This is a genomic window from Teichococcus rhizosphaerae (assembly GCF_002631185.1).
GTDB classification, from domain to species: Bacteria; Pseudomonadota; Alphaproteobacteria; order Acetobacterales; family Acetobacteraceae; genus Pseudoroseomonas; species Pseudoroseomonas rhizosphaerae.
Window position 1 is genome coordinate 20335 of sequence record NZ_PDNU01000015.1, and the last position, 17715, is coordinate 38049.

Sequence of the window (17715 nt, forward strand, 5' to 3'; positions counted from 1 at the left end):
ACGTCGTCGGGACGTCGCTGGGGCGTCGTTCGGGGAATGTCATATGATACGGTTCCCCCCGAAGGTCACGGGGGGCGGCGGGACAGAGTGGGCATGGCTGCCAGAAGGAAGCGGGGGCCGGCATGCCGGCGGCCCGGCCTGGGGCGGGGCGGATCGGCCGCCCGCGGGTGCCGCGCCGGCCAGGGCCGGGCCTTCGCCCGGCTGCCCATGGTGGAAGGCCCATGGTGGAAGGCCCGTGCGGATGGCCCGTGCGGAAGGCCTGTGTGGAAGGCCGGGGGACGGGCGCCCAGAGCGCGGACCCGGAACGCGGGCCTGGAGCGGGGCAGGGTCCGGGGAAGGGCCTGCCTTCCCCGGAAGCGGTCAGGCCGCCGCCTTGATGGCGTCGGACAGGGTGCCGAAGATGCGGTCGATGTGGTGCTTCTCGGCGATCAGCGGCGGCGAGAGGGCGATGATGTCGCCGGTGGTGCGGATCAGCACGCCCTTGTCGAAGCAGTCGCGGAAGATGTCCACCGCCCGCGCCGTGGGCTTGCCCGGGCGCGAGGACAGCTCGATGCCGGTGACGAGGCCGATGGAGCGGATGTCGATGACATTGGGCAGCCCGCGCAGCGAGTGGGCGGCGTCCTCGAAATAGGGCTCCATGGCGGCGGCGCGGCCGGGCAGGTCCTCCGCCTTGTGCAGCGCCAGGGTGGCGATGGAGGCGGCGCAGGCCAGCGGGTGGCCGGAATAGGTGTAGCCGTGGAACAGCTCGATGCCTTCCGGCGCGCCGTTCACCACCGCGTCGTAGATGGCGTTGCTCACGGCCACCGCGCCCATCGGCACGGCGGCGTTGGAGAGGCCCTTGGCCATGGTCATGATGTCCGGCGTGACACCCAGCCGCTCGGCGCCGAAATTGGTGCCGAGGCGGCCGAAGCCGGTGATCACCTCGTCGAAGATCAGCAGGATGCCGTGCTTGTCGCACAGCTCGCGCAGGCGCTTCAGGTAGCCCTCGGGCGGCACCAGCACGCCGGTGGAGCCGGCCATCGGCTCGACCATCACGGCGGCGATGGTGTCGCCATGCAGGGCGACGAGGTTCTCCAGCGCGTCGGCCAGGTGGGCGCCGTGCTGCGGCAGGCCGCGGGAGAAGGCGTTCTGTTCCGGCAGGTGGGTGTGGGGCAGGTGGTCCACATAGGGCAGCATGGCGCCGAACTGCTTGCGGTTGCCGCCGATGCCGCCCACCGACATGCCGCCGAAGCCCACGCCGTGGTAGCCGCGCTCCCGCCCGACCAGGCGCACGCGCTGGCTCTGGCCGCGCGCCTTCTGGTAGGCGAGCGCGATCTTCAGCGCCGTGTCGGCGCTTTCCGAGCCGGAATTGGTGAAGAACACCCGGTCCAGCCCCGCCGGCGTCATCTCGGCGACGCGCGCGGCCGCCTCGAAGGCGATCGGGTGGCCGAGCTGGAAGGTGGGGGCGAAGTCCATCACCGCCGCCTGCTTCTGGATGGCCTCGGTGATCTCCTTCCGGCCATGGCCCGCATTGCAGCACCAGAGGCCGGCCGTGCCGTCGATGATCTCCCGCCCGTCGGCGGTGAAGTAGGACATGCCCTCGGCGCGGGCGAGCATGCGCGGCTGGGACTTGAAGTAGCGGTTGTCCGAATAGGGCATCCAGAACGCATCGAGGTCGTTCGGGCGCGGCACGTTGATCTGGTTCATGGCCAATCCTGCACAGCCGGGGCGGATGGCGGGAAAGGCTAGGCCGGTTGCGGGCGGAAGGCGAGAGGCTTCCCGCGATCCGCGCGAGACTCGGCGGAATGATGCGCGCGGGGCCGCCGCGCCGGCCTATCCTGCGGCCCGGAAAGCGAAGGGATGGGGCGATGATGCGGCGGATCGAGGCGGGCGTGCTGTCCGTGGCCTACCGGGAAACCGGCCCGGCCGGCGGGCCGGTGGCGATCCTGCTGCACGGCTTCCCCTACGACATCCATGCCTGCGAGGCCGCGGCGGAGATCCTGGCGGAGCAAGGCTGGCGCTGCGTCGTCCCCTTCCTGCGCGGCTATGGCGGCACGCATTTCCTTTCGGACGGGACGCCGCGCTCGGGCCAGCAGGCGGCGCTGGGCGCGGACCTGCTGGCGCTGATGGACGCGCTGCGCATCCCGCGCGCGGTGCTGGCGGGCCATGACTGGGGCGGCCGCGCGGCCTGCGTCGTCGCGGCGCTGTGGCCGGAGCGGGTGCGCGGGCTGGTCAGCTGCGGCACCGGCTACAACATCCAGGACATCGCCCGCGCCGGCGAGCCGGCGCCGCCGGAAAAGGAGCTGCGCTACTGGTACCAGTACTACTTCCACACGGAGCGCGGCCGGGCGGGCCTCACCCGCAACCGGCGGGAGCTGTGCCGGCTCATCTGGCGGCTCTGGTCGCCGGAATGGCGCTTCGACGACGCCACCTTCGGCCGCAGCGCCGCGGCCTTCGACAACCCGGATTTCGTGGAGGTCGTCATCCACTCCTACCGGCACCGCTTCGGCGGCGTCCCGGGCGACCCGGCGCTGGACGGGGTCGAGGCGCGGCTGGCGGCGCGGCCCGCCATCGGCGTGCCCGCCATCGTGCTGCAGGGCGACGCGGACGGGGTGGAGGGGCCGCTCCCGGCGGAGGACAGGGCGGCACCGCATTTCACCGGCCCCTATGCGCGCCACGTCCTGCGGGGGATCGGGCACAACCTGCCGCAGGAAGCGCCGGAGGCCTTCGCGCGGGCGGTAATGGCGGTGGGAAAGGAGGAGGCCGGCTGACCTTCCCCCTCAGCCCTTCAGGCAGGCCTCGGCCAGCATCCGGAACGCGTTGGCGCGGTGGCTGATGGCGTGCTTGCCGGCCTTGTCCATCTCCGCAAAGGTCTGGCCCTGGCCGGCGGGCTGGAACATCGGGTCGTAGCCGAAGCCGCCCGGGCCGCGCGGCGGCCACACCCACTCGCCCATGGCGCGGCCCTCGAAGCCTTCCACATGCCCGTCCGGCCAGGCCAGCACCAGCGCGCAGGTGAACCAGGCGGCGCGGTCGGCATGCGGGGCGGCGAGGGCGTGCACCTTCGCCATGGCGGCGGCGTAGTCGCGCCCGCCGCCGGGAAGCTCGGCCCAGTCGGCGGTGTGGACGCCCGGCGCGCCGTCCAGCGAGGCGACCGAGAAGCCGCTGTCATCGGCCAGCGCCACCAGCCCGGAGGCGCGGGCGGCGGCCAGCGCCTTCAGCGTGGCGTTGCCGAGGAAGGTGGCCTCGGTTTCCTCCGGCACCGGCAGGCCAAGCTCCCTGGCGCTGACGATCCCGATGCCATACTCGGCCAGCAGCGCGGCGTTCTCCGCCACCTTGCCCGCATTGTGGCTGGCCATGACGATGCGCCGCTCCGTCAGGCGGCGGTGCGATGCCCCGCTCACCGGCCGATCGCCCGGCGCTGGGCGGCGAAGAGCGCCTCCGTCCCCGTGCGCGCCAGCCCCAGCATGGCGGCGAGCTGCGCGTCGGAGAAGGGCGCGCCCTCGGCGGTGCCCTGCACCTCGACGATGCCGCCCTTGCCGGTCAGCACGAAATTGGCGTCCGCCTGGGCGTCCTTGTCCTCGGCGTAGTCGAGGTCGAGCACCGGCTCGCCCTTCCACAGGCCGCAGGAGATGGCGGCCACCTGGTCGCGGATCGGGTTGCCGCTGATCAGGTTCTTCAGCACGCAATGCTCGAAGGCCTGGTGCAGCGCCACCCAGGCGCCGGTGATGGCGGCGCAGCGGGTGCCGCCATCGGCCGTCAGCACGTCGCAATCCAGCACCACGGCCAGCTCGCCCATCGCCCGGCGGTCCACCACCGCGCGCAGGCTGCGGGCGATGAGGCGCTGGATTTCCTGCGTGCGGCCGGACTGCCTGCCGCGCGCCGCCTCGCGGTCGCCGCGGCTGTGGGTGGCGCGCGGCAGCATGCCGTACTCGGCCGTCACCCAGCCCTCGCCCTTGCCGCGCATGAAGGAGGGCACGCGCCCTTCCACGCTGGCGGTGCAGAGCACCTCCGTGTGGCCCACCCGGATGCGGCAGGAGCCCTCCGCGTGCCGGGCCACGCCGGTTTCCAGGCTGACGGTGCGCAACGCGTCGGGGGCGCGGCCGGAAGGGCGCATGGGCGTGGGTCTTTCGGTGGTGGGGTGGGCTGGAACGGAATGCGGCGGTGGCCGCGGCCTGTCAATTCGCGGTGCGCTCCACCGCCGGCCCGGCGCCGCCGGCGAGCTGCCGCAGGCAGGCGGCCTCGGTGCGGCGCTCGGTGCCCGAGGCGCGCGCCGCGGCATAGCTGACGCGCAGCGCCGCGCCGGGCGCGTCGTCGCGGTCCAGCACCACGTCGAGATGGCAGAAGGACGTCTGGTAGAGCCAGATCTGCGCCGCGCCCTCGGTGCGGCGCAGGCGCGGCTCGCCCAGCCAGCGGCGCACCGCCTCGGGCGACTGGCCGAGAAGCTGCGCGGCGCGTTCCGGCGTCCCCTCCAGCCGTGGCAGGACGGGGGCGGCGGTCGGCTGCATGCCGGCCAGGTTGGCGCGGTAGCTTTCCAGCACCTCCTGCAGAACCGCGCGCGGATCGGCCGGAGAGGGCTGCGCGGCGCAGGCGCCGAGCAGCAGCAGGGCGGTCAGGAGGAGTGGACGCATGGGCGGTGGGGCGGAAGGCCGGCGGGGGGCGGACCCCCCGCGCCGCCGGTCAGACCTCCGCGGCGGGAATGGCGAGCGGCGAGGGCGCGTAGCTGTGCTGCGGCGCGCTGTCGCTCAGCATCTCCATGCGGCCGGAAAGCTGGCCGCCTTCCTCCACCTGGAGCTTGCGGCAGCGGGCCACGCCCAGCACCCGGCCGGTGCCGCGGATGATCAGGTTGCCGCGCGCCGTCAGCGTACCGTCGAAGGTGCCGGCGATCTCGGCGTCGTCCACCTCGACCTCGCCCTTGAACACGCCGCTCGGGCTGATGAACAGCTCGGCCGCCTGCATCATCTGGCTCTCGATGGTGCCCTCCACCACCAGCCGCTCGGCATCCGTCACGGTGCCCTGCAGGCTGATGCCCTTGCCCACGACCATGGTGCGGCGCTCGGTGGCGGCGGCGGGAAGGGGCGCGCGGGCGGCGGCGGCGGGGGCCTGGGCCTGGCCCTGGGCCGGAACCCCGGCATTCACCGGCGGCCGTGGCGGCATGCCCATTCCGGCGGGGGGCTGGCTGGGCTTCGGCGGCAGGTTCATGGCGGCCTCCTTGCTGGGCGCGGGGCGGAAGGGGGGAACGGCGAGGTCCGGGTCGCGCGCCACCGGAACGGTGGTCGGCGCGCCGGGGCCTTCCTCTGCCCCTCCCGCGCCGGGCGCGGGCTGGATGGGCTCTTCGCGACGGCGGAAGATGGACATACGCTCCCCCTGTGCAACGGCTGGGTATGAAGCCTCGCGCGGGGGCCCTGCGGCGGGCCGGCGCGCTCCTGTCCCCGGCTATCACGCAGGGCCCCGTCCGGACAACGGGGCGGGCGCAACGAATCCCCCTTTTTCCGGAAGCTCGGGCGGGCCGCCCGGGGGCGGTGCCCGTCGGGCGCGGCAGCGGGCGCAACGGAAGGGGCGGCGGGCGGGCGCCGTTCCGCCAGCCAGGACGCCGCGCCCGCGCCGCCAGATGTGAGCGGGAGGGCAGGGCGCGGCGCCCGCCCTATGCCCGGCGGCGCGGGGCTGCTATCGGCGGTGCTGCGCGGCACCGCCGCATCCCCGCAGAGCACAGGGTTCCCCACATGGCCGCCTCCACCCTCGACATCCTCGGCATCGGCAACGCCATCCTGGACGTGCTGGCCCGCGCCGAGGAGGGCTTCCTGGCCGCGCAGGGCATGACCAAGGGCGCGATGGCGCTGATCGACACCGCCCGCGCCGAGGCGATCTACGCCGCCATGGGCCCCGGCATCGAGAGCAGCGGCGGCTCGGCCGGCAACACCTGCGCCGTGGCCGCGGCGCTCGGCGCCCGCGTGGGCTTCCTGGGCAAGGTGGCGGAGGACGCGCTGGGCCAGGTCTTCGCGCACGACATCCGCGCCACCGGCGTCACCTTCCCCACCGCCCCGCTGCGGGGCGGCGACCCCACGGCGCGCTGCCTGATCCTGGTCACGCCGGACGGGCAGCGGACCATGAACACCTATCTCGGCGCCTGCGTGGCCTTTGGCGAGGAGGACGTGGACGCGGCCATGGTGGCCTCCGCCGCCGTCACCTACCTGGAGGGCTACCTGTTCGACCCGCCGGCGGCGCAGGCCGCCTTCCGCCGCGCCGCCGCGCTGGCGCACCAGGCCGGGCGGCAGGTGGCGATCAGCCTGTCCGACCCCTTCTGCGTCGGCCGCCACCGCGAGGCCTTCCGCGCCTTCGTCGCCCGCCAGGCCGACATCGTCTTCGCCAACGAGGCGGAGATCATGAGCCTCTACGAGACGGACAGCCTGGACGCGGCGATCGAGGCGGTGCGGGGCGAGGTGAAGCTCGCCGCCATCACGCGCTCCGAGCGGGGCAGCGTGATCGTGGCGGGCGAGGCGACGCACGAGGTCGCCGCCGAGCCCGCCCGCGTGGTGGACACCACCGGCGCGGGCGACGCCTATGCCGCGGGCTTCCTGGCCGCGCTCACCCGGGGCCGCGCCCTGCCGGAATGCGGCCGCTGGGGCTCGGTGGCGGCGGCCGAGTGCATCGGCCATTTCGGCGCCCGTCCGCAGGCCGAGCTGAAGGCGCTGGTCGGCGCCTGAGGCCGGCGCGGGGGAGGGAGGCCCGATGGGTCCCTGGCTCGACGCCTTCGTCGCCACCTTCGGGCTGATCGGCCTCGGCGCGCTGCTGCGCCGGCGGGTGCTGACCGACGCGGCGGTCTGGGCCGGCATGGAGAAGCTGGTCTTCACCGTGCTGCTGCCGGCCCTGCTGGTCTCCTCCATCGGCGCGGTGAAGCTGGCCGAGCTGCCGCTGGGCGGCATGGCCGGCGCCATCTGGGGCGCGCTGCTGCTGGGCGCGGCGCTTTCCCTGCTGCTGGCGCGCGGGCTGGGGCATGGCCACGCCACCGCCACCTCCGTGCTGCAGGGGGGGATCCGCTTCAACACCCTGCTCGCCTTCGCCGTGGCGGGGTCGGTCTACGGGGCGGCCGGCATCGCCTTCGGCGGCATCGCCACCGGGCTGATCGTGCCCTTTGTGCAGGTCCTCATCACCCTGGCGTTCAGCCTGGGCGGCACGCGCCGGGCGGACCCGCTGCGGGTGCTGCGGCAGATGGTCACCAACCCGCTGCTGCTGGCCTGCGCGGCGGGGCTCGCCCTTTCGCTGGTGGGCGGTGCGCCGCCGGGGCTGGCCGGGCTGCTGCGCAGCCTGGCGCAGGGGTCGCTGGCCATCGGGCTGCTTTGCGTCGGCGCGGCGCTGACGCCAGGGGCACTGGCGGCCAGCCCGCTCACCCAGGGGCTGACGGCAACGCTGAAGCTGTTCGCGGTGCCGGCGATCACCCTGGCGCTCGGCCACGCCCTGGGGCTGGAGGCGCAGGCGCTGGCCGTCGCCGTGCTGTTCATGGCCCAGCCCACCGCCACCACCGCCTATGTGCAGGCCCGCGCCATGGGCGGCGACGCGCCGCTGATGGCGGCGATGACCACGACGCAGCACCTCCTGGCCATGGTGACGCTGCCGCTCTGGGTGGCGCTGCTGGCGCTTTGAGGCGGGCGCGGGAGGCGCGATGTTCCGCCCCCGCGCGCACCCCTGGTATCTTTGTGCGGCGCCAGGACGCGCGTGACGATCGGGAAGGGCATGGAGCAGGCGATGACGGAGCCGGAGCGGCGGGTGGGGCGGCGGGAGGTTGCGCGGGGCCTGGCGGGCATGGCGCTGGCGGGGGCGGCCATCCCGGCGGGGTGGGCCAGGGCGCGGGAGGGCTGGCCGGAGCGCCCGCTGCGCTGGGTGGTGGGCTATCCGGCGGGCGGGCCGTCCGACACCTTCGCCCGCCTCATCGCGGCCGGCATGGGCCCGGCGCTGGGCCAGAACATGGTGGTGGACAACCGCCCCGGCGGCGGCGCCGTGCTGGCCAGCGAGACCGTCGCCCGCAGCGCGCCGGACGGCCACACCCTGCTGCACACCGACAACGGCAACCTCGTCTACAACCCCGCCCTTTATGGCCGCCTGCCCTACGACCCGGACCGGGACCTGACCGGCGTGGGCTTCATCGGCCGCTTCCCGCTCTTCCTGGTGGTGCGGCCCGACAGCCCGGTGCGGAGCCTCGCCGACTACGTGGCGCCCGCGGCGCGGCAGGCCCCGACCTATGGCTCCCCCGCCGTCGCCTCGCCGCACCACCTGGCCATGGAGATGCTGAAGCGCCGCGCCGGCTTCGACGCCACGCACGTGCCCTATCGCGGCGGCCCGGCGGCGATGGCCGACCTGATCGGCGGCGCGGTGGACAGCGTGCTGATCGACTGCGCCACCGGCCTGCCCTTCCTGCGGGACGGCAAGGCGCGGGCGCTGCTGGTGCTGTCCGAGACGCGCTCGGCGCGGATGCCGGAGGTGCCGACGGCGCTGGAGCTCGGCATCGGCCAGGCGGTGGCCTTTGGCTGGCAGGCCATGTCGGCCCCCGCCGGCACGCCGCCCGCCATCCTGGCGCGGCTGAACCGGGAGATGCGCGCCGTCATCGCGGCGCCGGCCATGCAGGAGCGGATGCGCGACCTCGGCGTCGAGACCGCCCCCTGGTCGCCGGAGGAGTTCGATGCCTTCGTCGCGCGCGAGAACGCCGCCTGGCGCCCGCTGATCCGCGAGCTGGGCATCCGCCTGGACAGCTGAAACCGGAAGGCCCGGCGGAATCCCTTCCTCCGGCCTTCCTCTTCGTCAGGCGAGGTCCACCGCCTCGTCGAAGGCCAGGCGCGGCAGGCGCGCCTGCAGCCCCGCCTCGTCGCCATAGCCCAGATTGACCAGCAGGTTGGACTTCCAGCCCGTGTTGGCGAGGAAGGCCTCGTCCACCCTGGCGTTGTCGAAGCCGCTCATCGGGCCCGTATCCAGCCCGAGCGCGCGCGCCGCCATGATCAGGTAGCCCGCCTGCATGGAGGCGTTGCGGAAGGCGGTGGCCTCGGCGAAGGCGGCGTTGCCGGTGAACCAGGACTTGGCGTCGGCATGCGGGAACAGCACGGGCAGCTTGTCGTGGAACCGCTGGTCCCAGGCGACGATCACCGTCACCGGCGCGGTCATCGTCTTGTCGAGGTTGCCGGCGGAAAGGGCGGGGCGCAGCCTCTCCTTGCCCTCGCGGGTGCGGATGAAGACGAAGCGGCCAGGGGAGGAATTGGCGCTGGTCGGCGCCATCTTCACCAGGTCATAGAGCTGGCGCAGCGTCTCGTCGCCGACGGCGCGGTCCTGCCACCTGTTGTGGGTGCGCGCCGCGCGGAACAGCTGGTCGAGCGCGGTGTCGTCGAGAGGGGCGGTCATCGGGTGCTCCTGTGCGGGGCGCACAGGATGAGGCCGGGCAGCGGGCCTGCCAACGCGGCCAAGCCGATGGCCGGTATTCGCCGGGTGAATGGGGCCCGGGCCTTTGGCCGGCCCGGGCCCCTTGGGTCAGGCGTCCACCTGCTCCACCGCCATCACCTCCGGCACGTAGTGGCGGAGCATGTTCTCCACCCCGTGCTTCAGCGTGGCGCGCGACGAGGGGCAGCCCGAGCAGGCGCCCTGCAGGTGCAGCTTGACGATGCCGTCGCGGAAGCCGCGGAAGACGATGTCCCCGCCATCGCCGGCCACGGCCGGGCGCACGCGGGTGTCCAGCAGCTCCTTGATCTGGGCGACGATCTCGGCATCGGCCGGGTCGCTGTCCTCGATCGCCTCCTCGGCGTCGGCGTCCAGCACCACGGGGCGGCCGGCCATGTAGTGCTCCATGATGCCGCCCAGCACCATGGGCTTCAGCGCCTGCCAGTCCACCGCGTCCGTCTTGGTGACGGTGACGAAGTCGGCGCCCAGGAAGACGCGGGCCACGCCGTCCAGCGCGAACAGCCGCTCGGCCAGCGGGCTGCGGCCGGCGCCCTCGGCGCTGGTGAAATCGGCCGTGCCGCGCCCGCCCATCACGTCCTGGCCCGGCAGGAACTTCAGGGTGGCGGGGTTCGGGGTGGCTTCGGTCTCGATGAACATCGTTCTGGGCTTTTCCGTGTGAGGGTCGGCGCGTGTCGTGGACGGGATTTGGGCCGTCGGGCCGCCGCGTGCAACCTTTGCGGTTCCGCGCTGAAGGCGCGGCAGGGTCTCAGGTGACGCGCTCCATGTCCCGGTCGTCCAGCGTGCCGGGCACGATGGTCATGGGCACCCGCAGGCGCGGCGCGTAGCGGCCGGTCAGCGCCGTGATCAGCGGCCCCGGCCCGCTGGCATTGGCGGCGGTGGCCAGGATCAGGATGGACATGCGCGGGTCCTCCTCCAGCAGCGCCAGCAGCTCGTCGCGCGCATTGCCCTCGCGGATCAGCAGGATCGGCATGCCGCCGGTGATCTCCTGCACCTCGGCGGCCAGGGCGGAGAGCAGCTTTTCCGCCTCCTCGCGCCGCTCCTCCTGCAGCATGGCGCCGACGCCGGCCCATTCCACCGTGCCCGCCTCCTCCACCACCCGCAGCAGCGCCACGCGGCCGCCGCCATGCTTGGCGCGCAGGCAGGCATAGCGCAGCGCCACGCGCAGCTCCGGCGTGTCGTCGACCACCACCAGGAAGACACGGTCGCGTCGGGCGGCTTCGGGCATTCATCCCCTCCGGAACAGCACGCTGCCGAGCCAGCCCGCGAGCGCGGCCAGCAGGATGCAGAGCAGGCCGTATACCACCGGCTGGACCTTGGCGACATCGGCGATGCGGGCGGCGGTTCCCGCCCGGCCGACGCGGAAGCTCAGCTCCTGCCGCGCCACCACGCGCCCGTCGCGCACCAGCAGCACCTGCACCAGGTAGTCGCCGGTGGGCACGGTGGCGGGCAGCGGCAGGCTGGCGCGGAACAGCCGGGCGCCGGCGATGTGCATGGTGCCCTCCTCGTGCCACAGCCCGGCATCCTGCTTCAGCTCCAGCAGCGCCTCGCGGAACTCCTGGCTCTGGTTGCCCGCCGCCTCCAGCGGCAGGGCGCCGAGGCCGATGCGCTTGGTGGCCCGCTCCTCCCGGCTCAGCATCTCCGCCAGCGGCCGGGTGCCGGTGAGGAAGTAGTAGCCCGGCACGCGCCAGAAGCGGGCCGAGGCGCCATTGAGCCACAAGCCCAGCACGCGGATCTTGCGGCGCACCACCATGGGCTGGGCCGGCCCCTGGGCGATCACCAGCACCTCGTCCCCGCCGGCGCCGAGCAGCCGCTCCGTGGCGCCGAACACCAGCACCTCGGTGCCGCTGAAGCCGGTGGTGATGGCCACCTGCGCCTGGGAAAGCTCGGCCACCAGGGGCGGGCGGGCGGCGGCGGGCTGGCCGGGCGGCGCGGGCGGCGGTGGCGGCAGCAGCTGCGCCACGGCGGGGGGCCGGCGCGGCGGCGCGGCCGAGGGGGCGGCCGAGGGGGCAGGCGGCGGGGCAACCGGGGCCTGGGCCATGGCGGGCCAGGCCGGCAGCGGGCCGGGAAGCGCGAACAGCAGCGCGCCCAGGAACAGGAGCGGGGCCGGGCGCGGCCACGCCGGCCGCCACGGGCTCATAGCGGCATCGGGCCCACGGCGAACTCGCTTTCCGGCGTCACCACCAGCCCCCAGAGCAGGCTCAGCGCCACGCCCAGCACCAGCAGGCCGAGCAGGGCGCGGGTTTCCTCGCCGCGCAGGCGGCTGCCCATGCTGGCGCCGAACTGCGCGCCGGCCACGCCGCCCACCAGCAGCAGCAGCGTCAGCACGATGTCCACGCTGCCGGTCTGCACCGCCTGCAGCAGCGTGACGTTGGCGGCCACGAACACCACCTGGAACAGCGAGGTGCCGATCACCACGGCGGTGGGCATGCCGAGCAGGTAGATCATCGCCGGCACCAGCATGAAGCCGCCGCCGACCCCCATCATCGCCGACAGCACGCCGATGCCGAAGCCCACCAGCAGCGGCGGGATGACCGAGATGTAGAGGCGCGACTTGCGGAAGCGCAGCTTGAAGGGCAGGCCGTGCATCCAGAGGTGCGCGTGCAGCCGCGCCGGCCCCCCCTGCCGCCGCCGGCGCAGGATGGCGCGCACGCTTTCCCGCACCATCAGCCCGCCCACGCTGCCCAGGATGACGACATAGAAGACCGACACCGCCAGGTCGACCTGCCCCAGCCGCCGCAGCCAGGCGAAGAGCAGCACGCCGAGGCCCGAGCCCAGGAAGCCGCCCGCCAGCAGCACCCCGCCCATGCGCGGATCGACATTGCCCCGCCGCCACTGCGCGATGAGGCCCGACACCGAGGCGCCCAGCGTCTGGTTGGCGCCCGACGCCACCGCCACGGGCGCGGGAATGCCGATCAGGATCAGCAGCGGCGTCAGCAGGAAGCCGCCGCCCACGCCGAACAGCCCGGAAAGCCAGCCCACGCCAAAGCCGATGCCGAGCAGCAGCAGCGCATCCACCGACATCTCGGCGATCGGCAGGTAGACCTGCATCGCGGTTCCAGTCTTCACGCCAGAAGGACAAGGCCATGCGGTTTGGACCCGTCATGCCCGGCAGACAAGGGACATTCCGAATGCGGCGGGACTTGGGCTAAAGCATGGCTCCCCCTGGAGCGCGCGACCATGCCGAAGGACCTCACCCCGCCACTTGGCCTGGCGCGCCGCGCCCTGCTGCGGGCCGCGCCGCTGGGGCTGGCGCTGGCCCTCCCCGCCCTGCGCCGGCCGCGCGCCGAGGCGGCGGCGAGGCTCGACCTGCTGCACCTGAACGACTTCCACGCCCGGCATGACGGGTCGCGGCCGAGCGGCGCCGCCTGCGGGCCGGCCGGGGAATGCCTGGGCGGCAGCGCCCGGCTCGCCACCGCCCTGCGCGAGGCCCGCGGCGAGGCCGCGGCGCAGGGCCGCGCCGTGCTGCAGCTCGATGCGGGCGACCAGTTCACCGGCAGCCTCTACCACGTCGCGCATCACGGCCTGGCCGAGGCGGCGGTGCAGAAGGCCACGGGCTGTGCCGCCATGGCGCTCGGCAACCACGAGTTCGACCGCGGGCCGGAAGGGCTGCTGCGCTATGCCGGGGCGGTGGACTTCCCCCTGCTCTCGGCCAATCTCGACGCGCGCCGGGTGCCGGCGCTGCAGGCGCGCATCCGCCCCCATGCCACGTTCCGGCGCGGCGCCGCGCGCATCGGCGTCATCGGCCTGACGACGGAGGACACGCCGCGCTCCTCCAGCCCCGGCCCGGACCTCGCCTTCACCAGCGCGCAGGAGGCGGCGGCGCGGCAGGTGGCGGCGCTGCGGGCGGAAGGCTTCTCCACCATCGTCGTGCTCTCGCATCTGGGGCTGGCCGAGGACCGCGCCCTGGCCGCGGCGGTGGCGGGCATCGACGTCATCGTGGGCGGCCATTCCCACACCCTGCTGGCCGACGGCCTGCCCGGCGCCGCGGGTCCCCACCCCCTGCTGGCCGACGGGCCGGACCGCCCGGTGCGCATCGTGCAGGCGGGCGCGCATGGCCGCTGGCTCGGCCGACTCTCGCTCGACCTCGCGGCGGATGGGCGGGTGCTGGCGCATGGCGGGGCGGTGCGGCCCGTCACGGCGGCGCTGGCCGAGGACGGGGCGGTGAAGGCGCTGCTGGCCGGCTTCGCCGCGCCGCTGGAGGCGCTGCGCGCCAGCCCCGCCGGCCCCGGCGCGCCCGGCCTGACGCCGGAGGGCTGCCGTGGCGGCGAATGCGCGCTCGGCAACCTGGTGGCGGATGCGATGCTGGCGGCCGAGCCGGAGGCGGAGGTGGCGCTGACCAATGGCGGCGGCCTGCGCGCCGCGCTGCCGGAGGGGATGATCACCCGCGGCGCGGTGCTGGACACCCTGCCCTATGGCAACACCCTCGCGCTGGTGGTGCTGCGCGGCGCCGACCTGCGGGCCGCGCTGGAGATCGGCCTGTCGCGCGCCGGCGTGGGCGGCGGCTTTCCGCAGGTCGCGGGGATGGCGCTGCGCTGGCGCCCCGGCGCCCCGGTGGGCGAGCGCGTGGCGGCGGTGACGGTCGGCGGCCGGCCGCTCGAGCCGGAGCGCGCCTACCGCGTCGTCACCAACGACTTCCTCCGCCGCGGCGGCGATGGCTACCTGCCCCTGCGCGACCGGGCGCTGGCCGCGCGCGACAACGGCCTGCCGATGGACGAGGCGCTGGCCGTCCACATCGCCGCCGGCGGCGCCGCCCGCGCCGCGCCGCGCGGCCGCATCCGGGCGGAATAGGGCGCGGGGGAGACGCGCGCCCCGGCCTGCCTCACCCCCCCTTCACCCCCTGCGCGTTGACATAGATGCTGTAGAGCGAGCGCGAGGCGGCCATGAACAGCCGGTTGCGGTGCCGCCCGCCGAAGCAGACATTGGCGCAGCGCTCCGGCAGGTCGATCTGCCCGAGCGGCCTGCCCTCGGCGGTGAAGACGCGCACCCCGTCGAATTCCGGCCCGCCCATGCCCCAGCCGCACCAGAGGTTGCCCTCGGTGTCCACGCGGAAGCCGTCCGGCGTGTCGCCCGGCGCGCCCTGCACCACGGTGCGGCGGTTGGACAGGCGGCCATCCTCCGCCACGTCGTAGCCCACGATGCGGCGGGGCTCGGCGCGGCTTTCCACCACATAGAGGACGCGCTCGTCGGGGCTGAAGGCGAGGCCGTTCGGCCCGGCCAGCTCGTCGGTGAGGAGGGTGACGGCGCCGCTCTGGCCATCGACGCGGTAGACGCCCTGGGGCAGCTCCGGCTCCGCCTTCTCGCCCTCGACGAAGCCCGCGATGCCGAAGGGCGGGTCGGTGAACCAGATGGAGCCGTCGGAGCGCACCACCACGTCGTTGGGCGAGTTCAGGCGCCTGCCCTCGTAGCGGTCGGCCAGCACGGTGATGGCGCCGTCATGCTCGGTGCGCGTCACGCGCCGCGTCAGGTGCTCGCAGGTGACGAGCCGGCCCTGGCGGTCGCGCGTGTTGCCGTTGGCGAAGTTGGAGGACTGGCGGAAGGTGGCGACCTGCCCGGTGGCCTCGTCCCAGCGCAGGATGCGGTCGTTCGGGATGTCGGACCAGTAGAGGGCGCGCTGGTCGCCGAACCAGACCGGCCCTTCCGCCCAGCGGCAGCCGCCGGCCAGCTTCTCCACCGTGCCGTTCATGGCGCGGAAGCGCAGGAAGGCCGGGTCGAAGGCGCGGAAGCGGGGCTCGGGGTAGCGCTGGCTGGGCTCCCAGGGTGTCTCGTTCGGGCCGGTGGCGCTCTGGTGCATGGCGTTCTCCCTCAGCGTGTCCGGCGGGCAGGCTGGCACGAAGCCGGCCTTGACACTATTCCCCGCCCCCCTTTCCGGTGGCGCGGCGCGTTTCCCACCAGGCGAGGGCGGCGTCATAGGGCAGGGCCAGCGCTTCCCGCCCGCGCCACCACCAGCGCTCCCGCCAGACATGGGCGGCCTCCGGCGGCGGCGCGGCGCGGGCCGGCAGGCCATAAAGCCGCAGCAGCATGACGCAGCGCGGCAGGTGGTAGCCGCTGCTGGCGGCATAGACCGGCCCCTGGTGCCCGCGCAGCAGCGTGGCGCAGGCGCGGGCGGAGGACAGCGTGTCGGTGCCCGTCACCTCCAGCCGGATCGCCGCGGAAGCCACGCCGAGATCCTGCAGCAGGCGGCCCATCACCTCGGCCTCGGCCGGGCCGTGGCGGCCCCTGGCGCCGGTGGGGACATAGAGCGGGCCGGGCAGGGTGGCGCCAAAGGCGGCGGCGGCCATCACGCGGCGGCGCAGCGTCAGGCTCGGCCCGCCATCGGGCCGCACCGCGGCGCCGAAGATGACGATGGCCGGCCGCCCTTCCGCCCGCTCCCCGCCCGCGCCGCTCATCCGGGCGGCGCGGCCAGCAGCAGGCGGTTCAGCGGCTCCATGGCGTCGCGCAGCGCCGCCCAGTCGCGGGCGAAGGCCTCGCGGGAGATGCCGTTGGCGGCGAGCGCGTCGCCGATCTCGCCCAGGCTGCGCTGGCCATCCACCCGCGCCAGGATGGCGGAGGCCAGGCGCGGCAGCGGCACGCCGAGGCGCAGCCCGTCGAAGGCGACGCGCATCACCCCGTCCCGGGGCAGGCCCTTCGCCAGCGCCGCGCCGTCCAGCTCGCGCAGCACGGGGATGGAGGCCGGGTCGTCCCAGGCGGGGGCGGGCGCCTCGTCGCGCGTCACATAGGCGATGTGGATGCCCATGTTGCCGCAGATCGACTCGGCCAGGGCGGCGCGGGCCACCGGGTCCAGCCCCGCGGTGCGGGCGCGCAGGCGGGGGTCGGGCAGGTAGCGGTCCGGGTCGTAGCGCAGCGGCTCGACGAAGCAGCGCAGCCTGAGCCCCGCGCCCCCGATCAGCGCGGCGAGCTGCGGCACGCTGAAGGACACGTCGCGCGGGTTCAGCAGCAGGTCGTAGAGCCCGGCATCGCCGCCATCGAGGTGGTCGGTGATCCAGGGGTTGCGGCGCAGCCAGGCGGTCTCCGGCAGGTGCTTCCACAGGCGGCGCGCGGCTTCCACCCGGGCGGCGGGCGGCTCGCCCTCGGGCGCCAGCAGGCGCAGCGCGTCCTGCAGCATGTAGACGCCGGTGCGGCCGTGCGGCGCATACACCATCAGCCCGATGCCGCCCCCCGGCGCCAGCGCGCCGGCCAGCGCGGCCAGCCCCGCCGCCGGGTCCGGCAGGTGGTGCAGCACGCCGCAGCAGTCGATGTAGTCGAACGCGCCGAGGCCGAGCGCCGGCAGGTCCAGCAGCGAGCCGCCGACGAAGCGGATGTTGGACAGCCCCCGCTGCCGGGCGCGCGCCTCGGCCACCTGGCGGGCCGCCGCCGAGCGGTCGAGCCACACCACCTCGCCGGGCCGGCCGGCCCAGGCCATCTGCTGCGCCAGCATCATCGTGCCGTCGCCGCTGCCGCCCCCCGCCATCAGCGCCCGCAGCGGCCGGCCGGCCGGGCGGCGCGCGCCGAAGATCCAGTGGTCGATCTCCCGCAGGTGGCTCGGGCTGCCGACGATCAGGCGCCTCGCCTCCTCGCGCGGGTCGCGCTGCGGGTAGGGATAGGCCTCGTACTGGGCGGCGAGGTGGGCATCGGTGGCGTCCATGCCCCATCGGATAGGCGATGACGCGGCGCCGCGCCAGCGAGCCTTCCGGACGGGGCGGGGCGGGGCCATCTGGAGGCCATGCCGCCGATCTCCACCCTGTCCCGCGTTGTCCTTATCCTGCTCGTGATCAGCGCCCTGGTGCGGATCGCGATGTTCGCCATCGAGGGGCGATGAAAAAAGCCCAGGAGAATGAAAAAAGCCCGGGGGAATGGCTTTCCCCCGGGCCCGTGCCGCCATCGCCGCGCGCCTGGGCGCGGCGCGGTCAGTTCTCTTCCTCGCGGTCCGTCTCGACCTCGATCTCGCCGTCCAGGTCGTCCTCGGCGTCGTCGAGGTCCTCGCCGTCATCGATCGCGTCGTCGGCGTCCACGTCCTCGATCTCGACATCGTCGCCATCGGCCTCGACGGGAACGGGGCGCTTCTTGACCTTCTCCTCGACCACGGCCGCGGCGCGGCGCAGGCGGGGCTGCTCGGCGGGCTGCTCGGTGCCGCATTTGGGGCACACGGCCGGCTGGCGGGTCAGGTCGTAGAACTTGGCACCGCAGGCGACGCAAGTGCGTTTCAGACCCAGTTCGGGCTTGGCCATCAGCGTGAATATCCCGGGAAAGGCGGGCCAGGGATGGGCCGGCCGAAAAACACGGGGCGCATTGCCACGCACCCTGCCCCCATGTCAAACCCCACCC

19 protein-coding genes are annotated in these 17715 nt (G+C 74.5%); 5 read left to right on the top strand and 14 right to left on the bottom strand.

The window, feature by feature from the left end:
- Positions 1-360: 360 nt before the first annotated feature.
- Positions 361-1686 carry an aspartate aminotransferase family protein gene (locus CR162_RS09725; RefSeq protein ID WP_099095355.1) on the bottom strand — a complete coding sequence of 442 codons (1326 nt, stop codon included), beginning with the start codon at positions 1684-1686 and terminating at the stop codon, positions 361-363.
- Positions 1687-1847: 161 nt separating this feature from the next.
- On the opposite strand from CR162_RS09725, the gene CR162_RS09730 reads away from it, so the two are divergent.
- Entirely contained in the window at positions 1848-2750 is a 903-nt protein-coding gene (locus tag CR162_RS09730; RefSeq protein WP_218014870.1) for an alpha/beta fold hydrolase, read from the top strand.
- Positions 2751-2759: 9 nt separating this feature from the next.
- On the opposite strand, the gene CR162_RS09735 is transcribed toward CR162_RS09730, so the two are convergent.
- The 4 genes from CR162_RS09735 to CR162_RS09750 form a co-directional block, all read right to left on the bottom strand.
- On the bottom strand, positions 2760-3335 hold the full coding sequence (locus CR162_RS09735; RefSeq protein ID WP_099095356.1) for a non-canonical purine NTP pyrophosphatase: 576 nt from the start codon (positions 3333-3335) through the stop codon (positions 2760-2762).
- A 41-nt stretch (positions 3336-3376) separates the two neighbouring features.
- Positions 3377-4093 carry a ribonuclease PH gene (gene rph / locus CR162_RS09740; protein WP_099095357.1) on the bottom strand — a complete coding sequence of 239 codons (717 nt, stop codon included), beginning with the start codon at positions 4091-4093 and terminating at the stop codon, positions 3377-3379.
- Positions 4094-4154: 61 nt separating this feature from the next.
- A complete protein-coding gene (locus CR162_RS09745) occupies positions 4155-4607 on the bottom strand; it encodes a hypothetical protein (RefSeq protein WP_099095358.1) in 453 nt (150 codons plus the stop codon).
- 49 nt (positions 4608-4656) lie between these two features.
- Positions 4657-5334 carry a bactofilin family protein gene (locus CR162_RS09750; protein WP_099095359.1) on the bottom strand — a complete coding sequence of 226 codons (678 nt, stop codon included), beginning with the start codon at positions 5332-5334 and terminating at the stop codon, positions 4657-4659.
- A gap of 365 nt (positions 5335-5699) precedes the next feature.
- Between CR162_RS09750 and CR162_RS09755 the strand changes: the two genes are divergently transcribed.
- The 3 genes from CR162_RS09755 to CR162_RS09765 all read left to right on the top strand — a co-directional run bounded on the left by CR162_RS09755 (position 5700) and on the right by CR162_RS09765 (position 8724).
- Positions 5700-6680, top strand: coding sequence for an adenosine kinase (locus tag CR162_RS09755; RefSeq protein ID WP_099095360.1), 981 nt, complete (start codon positions 5700-5702; stop codon positions 6678-6680).
- A 25-nt stretch (positions 6681-6705) separates the two neighbouring features.
- Positions 6706-7617 carry an AEC family transporter gene (locus CR162_RS09760; RefSeq protein ID WP_099095361.1) on the top strand — a complete coding sequence of 304 codons (912 nt, stop codon included), beginning with the start codon at positions 6706-6708 and terminating at the stop codon, positions 7615-7617.
- Between the two features lie 72 nt (positions 7618-7689).
- Positions 7690-8724, top strand: coding sequence for a Bug family tripartite tricarboxylate transporter substrate binding protein (locus CR162_RS09765; RefSeq protein WP_245870234.1), 1035 nt, complete (start codon positions 7690-7692; stop codon positions 8722-8724).
- A gap of 45 nt (positions 8725-8769) precedes the next feature.
- Here the strand turns inward: CR162_RS09765 and CR162_RS09770 are convergent, their stop codons facing one another.
- From CR162_RS09770 to CR162_RS09790, 5 genes are all read right to left on the bottom strand, one after another.
- Complete coding sequence (locus tag CR162_RS09770) at positions 8770-9360, bottom strand: malonic semialdehyde reductase (protein WP_099095362.1); 591 nt, start codon at positions 9358-9360, stop codon at positions 8770-8772.
- A 126-nt stretch (positions 9361-9486) separates the two neighbouring features.
- On the bottom strand, positions 9487-10050 hold the full coding sequence (locus CR162_RS09775) for a NifU family protein (protein ID WP_099095363.1): 564 nt from the start codon (positions 10048-10050) through the stop codon (positions 9487-9489).
- 109 nt (positions 10051-10159) lie between these two features.
- Positions 10160-10639 carry a universal stress protein gene (locus tag CR162_RS09780; protein WP_099095364.1) on the bottom strand — a complete coding sequence of 160 codons (480 nt, stop codon included), beginning with the start codon at positions 10637-10639 and terminating at the stop codon, positions 10160-10162.
- Positions 10640-11551 carry a TIGR02186 family protein gene (locus tag CR162_RS09785; protein WP_099095365.1) on the bottom strand — a complete coding sequence of 304 codons (912 nt, stop codon included), beginning with the start codon at positions 11549-11551 and terminating at the stop codon, positions 10640-10642. It abuts the gene before it with no gap.
- Positions 11548-12462, bottom strand: a complete 915-nt coding sequence (locus tag CR162_RS09790; protein WP_099095366.1) for a sulfite exporter TauE/SafE family protein — start codon at positions 12460-12462, stop codon at positions 11548-11550. Before CR162_RS09790 ends, CR162_RS09785 begins: the two co-directional genes overlap by 4 nt.
- Before the next feature lie 129 nt (positions 12463-12591).
- Here CR162_RS09790 and CR162_RS09795 point away from each other — a divergent pair, with 129 nt between their 5' ends.
- Complete coding sequence (locus tag CR162_RS09795) at positions 12592-14202, top strand: bifunctional metallophosphatase/5'-nucleotidase (RefSeq protein ID WP_099095367.1); 1611 nt, start codon at positions 12592-12594, stop codon at positions 14200-14202.
- A gap of 31 nt (positions 14203-14233) precedes the next feature.
- Here CR162_RS09795 and CR162_RS09800 read toward each other — a convergent pair whose 3' ends face one another.
- From CR162_RS09800 to CR162_RS09815, 4 genes are all read right to left on the bottom strand, one after another.
- Complete coding sequence (locus CR162_RS09800) at positions 14234-15205, bottom strand: SMP-30/gluconolactonase/LRE family protein (RefSeq protein ID WP_099095368.1); 972 nt, start codon at positions 15203-15205, stop codon at positions 14234-14236.
- 55 nt (positions 15206-15260) lie between these two features.
- Positions 15261-15800: a YdcF family protein gene (locus tag CR162_RS09805; RefSeq protein WP_099095369.1), complete on the bottom strand. Its 540-nt coding sequence runs from the start codon at positions 15798-15800 to the stop codon at positions 15261-15263.
- A complete protein-coding gene (locus CR162_RS09810) occupies positions 15797-17035 on the bottom strand; it encodes a class I SAM-dependent methyltransferase (protein ID WP_099095370.1) in 1239 nt (412 codons plus the stop codon). The genes CR162_RS09805 and CR162_RS09810 overlap by 4 nt, the downstream gene beginning before the upstream one ends.
- 262 nt (positions 17036-17297) lie before the next feature.
- Complete coding sequence (locus CR162_RS09815; RefSeq protein ID WP_099095371.1) at positions 17298-17618, bottom strand: TIGR02300 family protein; 321 nt, start codon at positions 17616-17618, stop codon at positions 17298-17300.
- Positions 17619-17715 lie beyond the last annotated feature (97 nt).